Consider the following 12,101-nt stretch of genomic DNA (forward strand, 5'->3'; position numbering starts at 1 on the left):
ATGACACAGCATCTAGACATCAATCCTTTGACAAAGGCCGCGTTTGAGCCATTCGGCGATGTGATCGAGGCCGATCCTGCGACTATGCGGTACATCAACGGTGGCACAACCGAACGTTTCCATGCGTTGTCGAATGCCGAAGCTCTCGGTGACGGGGCGCGGGTTATCCTGAACCTCTTTCGCGGCCAGCCGCGTGCCTTTCCCTTCTCGATCGACATGATGGAGCGTCACCCCTTCGGCAGCCAGTGTTTCGTGCCGCTGAATGGTCGGCCGTTCCTCGTCGTCGTTGCAGAAGATGAGGGCGGCAAGCCGGGCCGGCCGCAAGTCTTCCTTGCGCGCGGCGACCAGGGCGTGAACTATCGGATCAATGTCTGGCATTATCCCCTGATGGCCCTCGACGAACAGAGTGATTTCCTTATCGTGGATCGTGACGGGTCGGAGAACAACCTCGAGGAATATTTCTTCGACACGCCCTTCATCATCGGAGCCCCGACGCTATGACCGGACTGACGACCCATGTGCTCGATACCGCCTTCGGCAAGCCTGCCGAAGGCCTGGTGATCGATCTCTTCAGGATCGAGGGTGATGCTCGCACACATCTGAAGACGGTAACGACCAATGCCGACGGGCGCGTGGATGGCGGTCCCATCCTGATCGGCGACAGCTTCGTTGCCGGCACCTATGAATTGCTGTTTCGCGCCGGAGACTATCTGCGTGCCAGTGGAACCAAGCTGCCGGAGCCGGCTTTCCTCGATCTGGTGCCGATCCGTTTCGGCATTGCCGATACCACGGCGCATTATCATGTGCCGCTGCTGATCTCACCCTATGGTTATTCCACCTACCGCGGGAGCTGAGACATGCGATTTGCCGCTATCGCAGACATCCACGGCAATCACCTCGCGCTTGAGGTGGTGCTTGCCGATATCCGCAGGCAGGGCATCAACGACATCGTCAATCTCGGCGATTGCTTCAGCGGGCCGCTGACGGCGGGAAGGACGGCTGACCTGTTGCTGGAACTGAATGCGCCGACGGTGCGCGGCAATCACGACCGCTATCTGATCGAACAGGCACCCGAGACGATGCATGTTTCAGATCGGGCCGCGCATTCTGAACTGACGGAACGCCATCTCGAATGGCTGCGCACCCTGCCCGTCAGTGAGGTCCATCTGGATGAGGCCTATCTCTGCCACGCGACGCCAGCCGATGATAATGTCTATTGGCTCGAATCCGTCTCGCCAGAGGGTCATGTCTATCTAAAGCCGCTGGAAGAGATCGAGGCGCTGGCTGCCGGCATCGATTTTCCGCTGATCCTGTGCGGGCATAGCCATATTCCGCGCGCCGTTCGTCTTTCCGACGGGCGCCTGATCGTCAATCCCGGGAGCGTCGGCTGCCCCGCCTACGACGATGACCTGCCTTATTATCACAAGGTGGAGGCGGGCCATCCCTTTGCTTCTTACGCCATTCTGGAAAAGATCGGCGATACCTGGCTGCCAGTCTTCCGGCAGGTGGCCTATGACCACATTGCGATGGCCGCACTCGCGGCGCAGAACGGCCGCGAGGAGTGGGCGAGCGGTCTGGCGACAGGCTGGCTGCGCTAGAGCATGCCGCGCAAATGTGTGCAGCGGTTTTGCGGCAACGACATGCGCTATTAAAGGTCAGCGAGTATCGACCGATCTACCGCCTTGATATCGCGCTTGCCGCAGAGTGCCATGGAAATATCCAGCTCCTTGCGGATGATTTCGAGCGCCAGCGTGACACCTTCCTTGCCCATGGCGCCGAGGCCATAGAGGAAGGGCCGGCCGATGAAGGTGCCCTTGGCACCGAGGGCTATGGCTTTCAGTACGTCTTGGCCGGAGCGGATGCCTCCGTCCATATGCACCTCGATCCTGTCGCCGACGGCATCGACGATTCTCGGTAGCATGCTGATGGAAGAATGGGCGCCGTCGAGCTGCCGGCCGCCGTGATTGGAGACGATGATGGCGTCGGCGCCGACATCGACGGCCGCTTTTGCATCCTCGACGTCGAGAATGCCTTTGATGATCAACGGGCCGCCCCATTGCTCCTTGATCCAGGCGACATCGCTCCAGGAGAGTTTGGGGTCGAACTGTGAATGCGTCCAGTGTGACAGCGTCGTCATGTCGGAAATATCCTTGGCATGACCGATGATATTGCCGAAGGAGCGGCGCTTGGTCTTCAGCATACCCATGCACCAGCCTGGCCGCGTCGCCATCTGCCAGAGATTTTTCGCCGTCATTTTCGGCGGTGCCGACAATCCGTTGCGGATATCGTTGTGGCGCTGCCCGAGGATCTGCAGGTCGGCCGTCAGCACCAGCGCCGAGCATTTCGCTGCCTTGGCACGCTGGATCAGATTGAGGACGAAATCGCGGTCCTTCATCACATAGAGCTGAAACCAGAAGGGCTGCTTCGTCACCGAGGCGATGTCCTCGATCGAGCAGATGCTCATGGTCGAGAGTGTGAAGGGGATACCGAATTCTTCCGCCGCCCGCGCCGCCAGCATCTCGCCATCGGCGTGCTGCATGCCGGTGAGGCCCGTGGGTGCCAGCGCCACCGGCATCGAGGCTTTCTGACCGACCATGGTGGTTGCCAGCGACCGATCAGACATGTCGACGAGCACGCGCTGACGCAGCTTGATCTTGGCGAAATCAGCCTCGTTTGCGCGGTAGGTCGACTCCGTCCACGATCCGGAATCGGCATATTGGAAGAACATTTTCGGCACGCGCCGCTGCGCAAGCGTTTTCAGTTCGGCGATGGTCAGCGGCGCGGTCATGGCTCTTTGCCTTCTGGATGGTTACATGGAGGTGGGCTGGGATTGCCTCATTGCAGGATCGATTTCATCGACTTTCCAGCAACATAGGTTTCGACGACCGCCCGGTCGTCGCCCATGGTCTGAAGCAGGAACAGCTCTTCGGTAAGGCTCTTCGTCACTTCCATCTTCAGTGCCATGGCTGGCGTTGCCGCTGCATTCAGCACGATGAGGTCGGCTTCCGTGCCAGCATCGAGCGTGCCGATCTTATCGACGAGGGAGAGCGCCTCGGCATTGCCGCGCGTCATGTAATAATAGCTTTCCAGCGGGTTCAGGCGTTCGCCGAGCAGCTGCTGGATCTTGTAAGCCTCGTCCATCGTGCGCAGCATGGAATAGCTGGAGCCGCCGCCGATATCGGTGGCGACACCGATGCGAACGGGTTTCTCGCGGCGGGCCAGCGCCTTCAGCGGGAAGAGGCCGGAGCCGAGGAACAGGTTCGATGTCGGACAATGCACCGCAACCGCGCCAGCCTCGCTCATGGCATCGGCTTCGCGCTCGGAAAGGTGGATCGCATGGCCGAACAGGCTCTTTGGCCCAAGCAGCCCGTAACGCGCATAGATATCGGTATAGTCGATCGCTTCCGGATAGAGCTCGCAGGTAAACGCGATCTCCTCGTGGTTTTCGGAAAGATGCGTCTGAATGTGCAGATCCGGAAACTCGCGAGCAAGCGCCGCGGTCGCTTCCATCTGCGCCGGTGTCGAGGTGATGGCGAAGCGCGGGGTGATCGCGACATGGTTGCGGCCCTTGCCGTGCCAGTCTGCGATCACCTGGCGCGTCTCGTCATAGCCCATTTCGGGCGTATCGAGCAGACCCTGTGGGGCGTGGCGATCCATCATCACCTTGCCGCCGACCATGCGCATGTTGCGACGCATGGCTTCGGCAAAATAGGCGTCGGCGGAGGTCTTGTGCACAGAACAGTAGGCGACGGCCGTCGTTGTGCCGTGGCGGATCATCTCGTCGTAGAAATGCGTGGCGATGCGCTCGGCATGCGCGCTTTCGACGAAGCGGCATTCCTCGGGGAATGTATAGGTGTTCAGCCATTCCAAGAGGTTGGCGGCATAGGAGGCGATCACCTGCATCTGCGGGAAATGCAGGTGCATGTCGATGAAACCCGGCAGGATCAGATGCGGGCGGTGGTCGACTTCGGCGACATCTTCCGGTGCCTGCGCCTTGATATCGGCATAAGGCCCGGTCGCGACGATCATGCCGTTCTCGATCAGCAGGCCGCCGTCGCTTTCGTAAGCGTAGCTGCCCGTATCATCGAGGCTTTGCGGCAGGTGCTTGAAGGAAAGCAGTCGGCCGCGCAGAAGGGTGGTCATTGGCTTTTTTCTCCGATGGAGCTTTCGAACCAGGCGACCAGCAATTTGCGTTCCTCGGGCGTCACTTCGGTGACATTGCCCGGAGGCATGGCATGGCTGCGGCCGGCCTGAATATAGATCTCCCGGGCATGCATAGCGATTTGCTCGTCATTTTCCAGCATTACGCCCTTTGGCGGTCGAACAATCCCCTCATAGACGGGTTCGGCCGAATGACACATGGTGCAGCGCGTCGAAACTATCTCTTTGACGGACGAGAAATGTATATCCGAGGCATATTGCTGGAATGCGGGAGGAATCGCATTGGCCTCCTTCTCCTCGGTCAGCACCTTCGGAACGGTCGAAAGCCACATGATGATAATGAAGAGGACGACGGTAACGATCCAGGTCCAGGTTGGATGACCTTTGCGGGCATGTGTCGTGTTGAACCAGTGACGGATGGTGACCCCCATGAGGAAAACCAGCGCCGCGATCACCCAATTATAGGCCGTGCCGAAAGCCAGCGGATAGTGGTTGGACAGCATGAAGAAGATGACAGGCAGCGTCAGGTAGTTGTTGTGCAGCGAGCGCTGCTTGGCGATACGGCCATATTTAGGGTCGGGCGTGCGGCCGGCAATGAGGTCGGCGACAACGATCTTCTGATTGGGAATGATGATCATGAAGACGTTCGCCGACATGATCGTCGCGGTGAAGGCGCCGAGATGCAGGAAGGCGGCGCGGCCGGTGAAGAGATGCGTGTAGCCCCAGGCCATGAAGACCAGGACGGCATAAAGCACGATCATCAGGCCCCAGGTGTTGTTGCCGAGCGGGGACTTGCAAAGCAGGTCGTAGACGATCCAGCCGCCGGCAAGCGAAGCGAGTGAAAACAGGATCGCGACGGGGACGCTGACATCGAGCACATGCCGGTCGATGAGGAAGAGGTTGGCGCCGCCGTAATAGACGATGCACAGCATCAGGAAGCCGGAAATCCAGGTGAAATAGCTTTCGTATTTGAACCAGGTCAGATGCTCCGGCATCTGCGCGGGAGCCACGAGATATTTCTGGATATGATAAAAGCCGCCGCCGTGGACCTGCCATTCTTCGCCATAGGCGCCGGGCGGAAGATGCGGGCGCTTCACCAGCCCGAGATCGAGCGCGATGAAGTAGAAAGACGAACCGATCCAGGCAATGGCGGTTATGACGTGGAACCAGCGGGCGGCAAAGGCCAGCCATTCCCACGCTATGGCGTATTCATACATTCAGTTCCCCTTTTCTTCCTCCGACTCCGCACCTTGCAAAATGTTGGCGACGGAGGGAAGGGGAGAGTTTACCGCGTTAGCAAAAAGCCACGCTCTTGTCTGGCGTCCGGGGCGCATTAGATCAGATTATGGCAGTTTTTTAATAAAATGCCCTTGGCTGCTTGGAGCGGGCCGTGTCCGCGGTAGCCGTCTATTTTTTCGACGGAGAATTGCCCATGCGAGGTATTCTGGCGTTCGTATTTTTTCTTCTCTCCACAGCCTTCGCCTTTGGGCATGAGGCGCCCTCCGGCTGGTCCTACGACCCCTATTGCTGCAATGGTGACAGCAAGACGGGCGATTGCGAGATGATCCCCTCGCGTACCGTCACCATTGTCCCCGGTGGCTATCGGGTGACGCTCAATCCGGGCGATCATCGCTACATAACCCACGCGCATATCTTCAATCTGCCGCAGCAGAAAACGATGCGTTCTCCCGACGGAGCCTATCATCTCTGTTTGTTTCCGGACGAGAATACGCCGCGCTGTTTTTATGCGCCCGACATGGATTATTGAGCGCTATTCCAGCGGCATGCCGAATTCGCGGAGGAGCCAATCCCTGAAGGCGCGGATTCGCGGCGTATGACGTCTGTTTTCGGGATAAGCGATCCAGTAGTCCGTATTGTCGGACGAAAGAATATCAAAGGGCTGGATCAGCCGGCCGGAAGCCAGATCGTCCGCATAGAACTCCGGGGTCAGGATGGCGACGCCCTGGCCGGCCAATGCTGCGCTCGCCTCGAAGGACTGGGCACCGAGCCTGCTTCGCGGCCGGCCCTGAAGGCCGGGATCGGGAACGCCGGCCTCTTTGAACCATTGCGCCCACCACGGGTCGCCTGCGTCGATAATACGGAGCTTCAGGAGATCGGCCGGTTCATGTATGCCGCCGATAGATTCGGCAAGTGCCGGGCTCAGCATCGGCGTGAAATAGACCTTCATCAAAAGATGGGCGCGCAGTCCCGGCCATTGGCCACGCCCGGCGCGGATGGCGATATCGGAGGGCTCCCGGGCGAAGTCGATGATCGAGCCGGAGGTATCCAGCCGGACCGCGATATTGGGATGCTTGAGCTGAAACGACCCGACATGACGAGCCAGCCATTGCGAGGCGAAGGTGGGCGTCGAGTGAATGCGCAGGGTCGTTTCGGCATCGCCACTGATCGAGGCCATGGCCTCCTGCAACAGGGCAAAGGCTTCAGCCACTTTCGGCGCGAGCTGTTCTCCGGCTTCGGTCAATAGGATCTGCCGCGGACGACGCAGGAATAGCGGCTCCCCCACCGTCTCCTCCAGTAGCTTGATCTGATAGCTGACCGCCGTCTGCGTCATGCCAAGCTCTTCGCCGGCGCGGGTGAAACTGCCGAGCCGGGCGGCGGCTTCGAAAACGCGCAAGGCATTCAGCGGGAAGCGCTTGGACTGCTTCATGGATAAGTTCTCTTTATGTATGCAGACGATAGTTCGATTGGAATTTCAGCATTTTTCGCGCCAGACTGCAATTTACATCGTTGATGGAATTGAGGTGTTGTCATGGACTGTTATGTGATCGAGCCGGTGGAGGCAGCCAAGCCCGCGCTTGTGGCGCGTCTTCTGGAGCCGCTGATGCAGGTCTTCCTGAAGCACGGCGAACCGTCACCGCATCTAGACCTCGATGAGATGCCGGACCGGCTGAAGCGCGACCTTGGATTTCTGGATGGGCGTGAGCCGCGTTATGACGATAGGTCGCTGCTGTAGGTGGTGAGAACCGTCGAGGGGTTGGGTCATGAATTGAGACCCTTCATGTATGTGGAGAATGAGTGCTCCCCTCTGTCCTTGTCGGGACATCTCCCTCACAAGGGAGAGATGGGTAACCCGCAGCTTTCTTCGGATATCAAACGAAGATAGTATCTGTGGAAACGACAGTGGCATGTTCTGTTAGGTGGAGCGACAACCCCCCAACAATCTCCCCCCTTGTGGGAGAGATGTCAGCGAAGCTGACAGGGAGCTTCGTCAAATGCAGTCCTCTCGTTTGGCAGGACGACAATCACATCTCCTTCAGCCGCTCCACCGCCATCAGTACCCGTTCCGGTGTTGCCGGCGCATCGAGGCGGGGGCAGACGCGGTAATCCGCGACGCTGGCGACCGCCATCGATAGGGCCTCGAGCACGGATATGCTCAGCATGAAGGGCGGCTCGCCCACGGCCTTCGAGCGGCCGATGGTCGCCTCCGTGTTTTCCGACCATTCCGCAAGGCGGACGTTGAAGATTTTCGGGCGGTCGGAGGCGAGGGGGATCTTGTAGGTGGAGGGCGCATGGGTGCGCAGTCGGCCCTTGGCATCCCACCAGAGCTCCTCGGTCGTCAGCCAGCCCATGCCCTGCACGAAGGCACCTTCGACCTGGCCGATGTCGATCGCCGGATTAAGTGAGCGACCCACGTCGTGAAGGATGTCGGTGCGGTCGATCAGATATTCGCCCGTCAGCGTATCGATCGACACTTCCGAGCAGGCGGCGCCATAGGAAAAGTAGTAGAATGGCGTGCCGCGGCCGGCCTTGCGGTCCCAATGGATCTTTGGCGTCTTGTAGAAGCCGGCGGCCGAGAGCTGGACGCGGGCGAAATAGGCCTGCTTGACGAAATCGGGGAAGGGGATTTCTACCTCGCCGACGCGTATGCGGTTGGGAAGGAACTGCACTTCTTCCGCGCCCACGCCCCATTTCTCGGCTGCGAAGGTGATGAGCCTTTCCTTGATTTGGCGAGCAGCGTCATAGGCTGCCATGCCGTTCAGGTCGGAGCCGGATGAGGCGGCCGTCGCCGATGTATTCGGCACCTTGCCTGTTGTTGTCGCTGTGATCTTCACCCGGTCGATATCGACCTGGAAACTGTCGGCCAGAACCTGCGCCACCTTCGTATAGAGGCCTTGGCCCATTTCGGTGCCGCCATGGTTCAGGTGAATGGAGCCATCCTGATAGATGTGCACCAGCGCGCCGGCCTGGTTGAAGGCGGTCATGGTGAAGGAGATGCCGAATTTCACCGGCGTCAGCGCGATGCCCTTGCGGATGAACCGGCTGGAGCGGTTGAATTCGATGATCGCCTTGCGCCGCGCCTGGTAGTCGGAGCTCTGTTCGAGCTCGTCGACGACGCGGTTGATGATGTTATCCGTGACCTCCTGATGATAGGGGGTCAGTGTCCGGCCGGAGCCCGGCTGGCCGTAGAAATTGGCACGGCGGATTTCGAGTGGATCCTTGCCGAGCGCGTAGGCGATCTCCTCGATTATGCGCTCGCCACCAACCATGCCCTGTGGGCCTCCAAAGCCACGGAAGGCGGTGTTGGAGACGGTATGCGTCTTCAGCGGCTTCGAGACCAGATGCACATGCGGGTAGAAATAGCTGGAATCCGCATGGAACAGCGCGCGGTCGGTCACCGGGCCGGAAAGATCGGAGGAGAAGCCGCAGCGCGCGGCATAGGTGGCGTCGACGGCGTGGATGCGGCCTTCGTCGTCGAAGCCGACCTCGTAATCCACGAGGAAGTCGTGCCGCTTGCCGGTCGCGCTCATGTCTTCGTCGCGGTCGGGCCGGAATTTAACGGCGCGGCCGAGCTTCTTGGCCGCGACGGCGGCAAGAGCCGCAAACTGGTTGCCCTGCGTTTCCTTGCCGCCGAAGCCGCCGCCCATGCGGCGCACATTGACGGTGACGGCATTGGACGGGATGCCGAGAACGTGGCCGACGATATGCTGGATTTCGCTCGGATGCTGCGTCGAAGACCAGACGGCGACTTCGTCGTCCTCACCGGGGATCGCCATAGCGATGTGGCTTTCGAGATAGAAGTGCTCCTGTCCGCCGATGCGCATCTGCGCCTTGATGCGGTGCTTGGCGTTGGCCATTTCGGTTTCCGGCTCGCCGCGCTTCAGCGTCATCGGTTCGTAGACGAGCGGTGCGCCATTGGCGAGCGCGCCGTCGATATCGCTCCAATGCGGCAGGTCGCGATAGTCGATCTTGGCAAGGCGGGCAGCACGGCGGGCGGCATCGCGGGTTTCGGCGATGACGGCGAAGATCGGCTGCCGGTGGAATTCGACTTTCGTCTCGGCAAGCAGCGGTTCGTCATGCATGCCGTTGGAGCTGGTGTCGTTGACGCCGGGAATGTCGGCGCCGGTGAAGACCCAGACGACACCCGGATAGGCTTTGACGGCCGAGAGATCGATGCCGGTGATCTCGGCATGCGCGCGATCGGAAAGGCCCAGCGCGCCATGCAGCAGCCCGGCCGGTTCGGGAATGTCATCAATATAATCGGCGGCTCCGGTGACGTGCTTATGTGCGGAGTCATGGCGTAACGAGCCGTGCATCGAGCCGTTGATGAGGACCTTGGCTTCTTCGAACGTAGACTTGTCCATAGCTCAGACCTCCGCCGTCGCGAAACGCTTCAATTCCTGCGGTGCGCCTGATGTCTCAAGATAGAAGCGGATGAGAAGATTCTTGGCGGTCAGCTGGCGGTATTCGGCGGAGGCACGCCAATCGGTGAGCGGCGTGTAGTCGCTGTCGAAGGCATCGCGTGCGGCCATGACGGTTGCCTCACTCCAGGGTTTGCCGATCAATTCCGCCTCGACCGTGCGAGCGCGCTTCGGCGTACCGGCCATGCCGCCGAAGGCGATACGGATATCTTCGACATTGCCGGCGGCGTCCAGTGACAGATGGAAGGCGCCGCAGGCAGCCGAAATATCCTCGTCGCGGCGCTTGGAGATCTTGTAGACGACGAAATGCGTACCCTTGGCCGGATAGGGTACGAAGATGCTCTCGACGAACTCACCGGGATGCCGGTCCTGCTTGCCGTAATCGATGAAGAAATCTTCGAGCGGCAGGCTGCGTGTGCCCGCTGTCGAGCGGAGTTTCACCGTTGCGCCGAGCGCGATCAGCGGCGGCGGCGTGTCGCCGATCGGCGAGCCGTTGGCGATATTGCCGCCGATGGTGCCCATGTTGCGCACTTGCTCGCCGCCGATGCGGTTGATGAGGTTGGCAAAGGCCGGGATCTTTTCGCCGATCACAGCAAAAGCGCGGCTGTAGGTGACGCCGGCGCCGATACCAAGCCCATCGTCTTCGACGACGATTTTCTGCAGATCGGTCAGATGATTGATAAAGACGACCGGGTTCAGCCGGCGCATCTGCTTGGTGACCCATAGGCCGACATCGGTTGAGCCGGCGACGACGGTCGCCGTCGGCTCGTCGGCAAGCACCTGTGCCAGCGCCGAGACGGAGCCGGGCACGATGAGGCGATCCTCACCATCGGCAATCTCGATGGTATCGCCACCCTGCATCGCCCAGAGGCGGGCGATGATATCGGCCCTGGTCTTTTCGAGTGGATCGAAGAGAGCGCTCGGCCGCTTCTGGCTGACCTGTTCGGCCGCCTTGACGATCGGCTCGTAGCCCGTACACCGACAGAGGTTGCCCTGCAGCGATTTTTCGATCTGCTCCCGGCTCGGTTTTTCCGTCGTCAGCCAGAGACCATAGAGCGACATGACGAAACCCGGCGTGCAGAAGCCGCATTGCGAGCCGTGGCAATCGACCATGGCCTGCTGGACCGGGTGAAGCGTGCCGTTCTGGGCGGCGAGATGTTCGACGGTGACGACGTGGGTCGCATGCAGCGAGCCGACGAAGCGGATGCAGGCGTTGACGGATTCATAGTGCAGCCCGCCATCGATCAAACGTCCCACAAGCACCGTGCAGGCGCCGCAGTCGCCTTCCGCACATCCTTCCTTCGTGCCCGTCAGTCTCCAGTTGAGACGCAGGAAGTCGAGCAGCGTCTCGGTAGGGCGCAGGCTGGATAGAATGATATCCTCGCCGTTGAGGATAAAGCGGATGCTGTCGCTCATGTCGTTCCCGTTTATGATGTCTTGGCCGGGGCCGGATGCGCGAACGAATCCGGCCCTAACCGCAAATGGTTATTCCGCGGTCCAGCCACCGTCAATCGAGACGTGTGTGCCGGTGACCTGACGTGCCTCGTCGCTGGCAAGGTAGAGCGACAGGGCGCCGATCTCCTCGGCCTTGACGAATTCGTGCGTCGGCTGGGCCTTGAGGATGACTTCGTTCTTGACCTGCTCCTCGGTCATGCCGCGGGCCTTGGCGGTGTCCGGGATCTGCTTCTCGACAAGCGGGGTCAGGACGTAGCCGGGGCAAATGGCGTTCACCGTCACGCCGAACTCGGCAAGCTCGAGCGCTGCGGTCTTGGTCAAGCCCAATATACCATGTTTTGCCGCGACATAGGCGGATTTGAAGGGTGAGGCGACTAAGCCATGCGCCGAAGCGATGTTGATGATGCGACCGTATTTCCTAGCCTTCATCAGCGGAATGGCGGCGCGGATGGTGTGGAAGGAGCTGGAGAGATTGATCGCGATGATCTGATCCCACTTCTCGATCGGGAAATCCTCGATCTTCTCGACGTGCTGGATGCCGGCATTGTTGACGAGAACATCGACGCTGCCGAAGGTGGAGTTGGCAGTCGCGATGAGATCGGCGATCTCGGCAGGCTTCGTCATGTCGGCCGGATGATAGATCACCTTGCCGCCGCCGGAGGCTTCGAGCTTCGTCTTGATCGCATCGATTTCTTCGGGCTTTCCGAAGCCGTTGATGACGACGTTATCGCCCTTGGCGGCGAAGGCGGCCGCGATGGCGAGGCCGATACCGCTTGTGGAACCGGTGACGACAACTGTTCTTGCCATGATCATCTCCTTGGACAG

Annotated in this window: 12 protein-coding genes; 5 read left to right on the forward strand and 7 right to left on the reverse strand. The window is 60.2% G+C overall.

The window, feature by feature from the left end:
- Genes FBZ99_RS07745 through FBZ99_RS07755 form a run of 3 tightly spaced genes read left to right on the forward strand, consistent with a single transcriptional unit; the run spans position 1 to position 1,598 of the window.
- Positions 1-501, forward strand: coding sequence for an ureidoglycolate lyase (locus FBZ99_RS07745; protein ID WP_113332168.1), 501 nt, complete (start codon positions 1-3; stop codon positions 499-501).
- Positions 498-854 carry a hydroxyisourate hydrolase gene (gene uraH, locus FBZ99_RS07750; RefSeq protein WP_113332169.1) on the forward strand — a complete coding sequence of 119 codons (357 nt, stop codon included), beginning with the start codon at positions 498-500 and terminating at the stop codon, positions 852-854. Before FBZ99_RS07745 ends, uraH begins: the two co-directional genes overlap by 4 nt.
- Before the next feature lie 3 nt (positions 855-857).
- Positions 858-1,598, forward strand: a complete 741-nt coding sequence (locus FBZ99_RS07755) for a metallophosphoesterase family protein (protein WP_145632291.1) — start codon at positions 858-860, stop codon at positions 1,596-1,598.
- A gap of 50 nt (positions 1,599-1,648) precedes the next feature.
- Here the strand turns inward: FBZ99_RS07755 and FBZ99_RS07760 are convergent, their stop codons facing one another.
- The 3 genes from FBZ99_RS07760 to FBZ99_RS07770 are packed head-to-tail and all read right to left on the reverse strand — an operon-like array spanning position 1,649 to position 5,378.
- Positions 1,649-2,788, reverse strand: a complete 1,140-nt coding sequence (locus FBZ99_RS07760) for an alpha-hydroxy acid oxidase (RefSeq protein WP_113351800.1) — start codon at positions 2,786-2,788, stop codon at positions 1,649-1,651.
- 47 nt (positions 2,789-2,835) lie between these two features.
- The gene (gene guaD, locus FBZ99_RS07765) at positions 2,836-4,143 is read right to left on the reverse strand and encodes a guanine deaminase (protein WP_145632294.1); all 1,308 of its coding nucleotides are present in this window, start codon (positions 4,141-4,143) and stop codon (positions 2,836-2,838) included.
- Positions 4,140-5,378, reverse strand: a complete 1,239-nt coding sequence (locus tag FBZ99_RS07770; RefSeq protein ID WP_145632297.1) for a urate hydroxylase PuuD — start codon at positions 5,376-5,378, stop codon at positions 4,140-4,142. Before FBZ99_RS07770 ends, guaD begins: the two co-directional genes overlap by 4 nt.
- A gap of 215 nt (positions 5,379-5,593) precedes the next feature.
- Between FBZ99_RS07770 and FBZ99_RS07775 the strand changes: the two genes are divergently transcribed.
- Complete coding sequence (locus FBZ99_RS07775) at positions 5,594-5,929, forward strand: hypothetical protein (protein ID WP_113332307.1); 336 nt, start codon at positions 5,594-5,596, stop codon at positions 5,927-5,929.
- Between the two features lie 3 nt (positions 5,930-5,932).
- Here FBZ99_RS07775 and FBZ99_RS07780 read toward each other — a convergent pair whose 3' ends face one another.
- Entirely contained in the window at positions 5,933-6,829 is an 897-nt protein-coding gene (locus FBZ99_RS07780) for a LysR substrate-binding domain-containing protein (RefSeq protein ID WP_113332174.1), read from the reverse strand.
- A gap of 102 nt (positions 6,830-6,931) precedes the next feature.
- Between FBZ99_RS07780 and FBZ99_RS07785 the strand changes: the two genes are divergently transcribed.
- The gene (locus FBZ99_RS07785) at positions 6,932-7,135 is read left to right on the forward strand and encodes a hypothetical protein (RefSeq protein ID WP_069612746.1); all 204 of its coding nucleotides are present in this window, start codon (positions 6,932-6,934) and stop codon (positions 7,133-7,135) included.
- Between the two features lie 289 nt (positions 7,136-7,424).
- On the opposite strand, the gene xdhB is transcribed toward FBZ99_RS07785, so the two are convergent.
- From xdhB to FBZ99_RS07800, 3 genes are all read right to left on the reverse strand, one after another.
- Positions 7,425-9,764 carry a xanthine dehydrogenase molybdopterin binding subunit gene (gene xdhB, locus FBZ99_RS07790; RefSeq protein ID WP_145632300.1) on the reverse strand — a complete coding sequence of 780 codons (2,340 nt, stop codon included), beginning with the start codon at positions 9,762-9,764 and terminating at the stop codon, positions 7,425-7,427.
- A 3-nt stretch (positions 9,765-9,767) separates the two neighbouring features.
- Positions 9,768-11,237 carry a xanthine dehydrogenase small subunit gene (xdhA, locus tag FBZ99_RS07795; RefSeq protein WP_145632303.1) on the reverse strand — a complete coding sequence of 490 codons (1,470 nt, stop codon included), beginning with the start codon at positions 11,235-11,237 and terminating at the stop codon, positions 9,768-9,770.
- Positions 11,238-11,306: 69 nt separating this feature from the next.
- Positions 11,307-12,083 carry a 3-hydroxybutyrate dehydrogenase gene (locus FBZ99_RS07800; protein WP_113351804.1) on the reverse strand — a complete coding sequence of 259 codons (777 nt, stop codon included), beginning with the start codon at positions 12,081-12,083 and terminating at the stop codon, positions 11,307-11,309.
- Between the last annotated feature and the right edge of the window lie 18 nt (positions 12,084-12,101).

The sequence above is a fragment of the Rhizobium sp. ERR 1071 genome (assembly GCF_007828675.1).
Lineage (GTDB): Bacteria > Pseudomonadota > Alphaproteobacteria > Rhizobiales > Rhizobiaceae > Rhizobium > Rhizobium dioscoreae.

What these genes read in the sequence shown, in the direction of transcription:
- FBZ99_RS07745 (WP_113332168.1), top strand. Translation starts at nt 1, where the DNA reads ATGACACAGCATCTAGACATCAATCCTTTGACAAAGGCCGCGTTTGAG.
- uraH (WP_113332169.1), top strand. Translation starts at nt 498, where the DNA reads ATGACCGGACTGACGACCCATGTGCTCGATACCGCCTTCGGCAAGCCT.
- FBZ99_RS07755 (WP_145632291.1), top strand. Translation starts at nt 858, where the DNA reads ATGCGATTTGCCGCTATCGCAGACATCCACGGCAATCACCTCGCGCTT.
- FBZ99_RS07760 (WP_113351800.1), bottom strand. Translation starts at nt 2,788, where the DNA reads ATGACCGCGCCGCTGACCATCGCCGAACTGAAAACGCTTGCGCAGCGG.
- guaD (WP_145632294.1), bottom strand. Translation starts at nt 4,143, where the DNA reads ATGACCACCCTTCTGCGCGGCCGACTGCTTTCCTTCAAGCACCTGCCG.
- FBZ99_RS07770 (WP_145632297.1), bottom strand. Translation starts at nt 5,378, where the DNA reads ATGTATGAATACGCCATAGCGTGGGAATGGCTGGCCTTTGCCGCCCGC.
- FBZ99_RS07775 (WP_113332307.1), top strand. Translation starts at nt 5,594, where the DNA reads ATGCGAGGTATTCTGGCGTTCGTATTTTTTCTTCTCTCCACAGCCTTC.
- FBZ99_RS07780 (WP_113332174.1), bottom strand. Translation starts at nt 6,829, where the DNA reads ATGAAGCAGTCCAAGCGCTTCCCGCTGAATGCCTTGCGCGTTTTCGAA.
- FBZ99_RS07785 (WP_069612746.1), top strand. Translation starts at nt 6,932, where the DNA reads ATGGACTGTTATGTGATCGAGCCGGTGGAGGCAGCCAAGCCCGCGCTT.
- xdhB (WP_145632300.1), bottom strand. Translation starts at nt 9,764, where the DNA reads ATGGACAAGTCTACGTTCGAAGAAGCCAAGGTCCTCATCAACGGCTCG.
- xdhA (WP_145632303.1), bottom strand. Translation starts at nt 11,237, where the DNA reads ATGAGCGACAGCATCCGCTTTATCCTCAACGGCGAGGATATCATTCTA.
- FBZ99_RS07800 (WP_113351804.1), bottom strand. Translation starts at nt 12,083, where the DNA reads ATGGCAAGAACAGTTGTCGTCACCGGTTCCACAAGCGGTATCGGCCTC.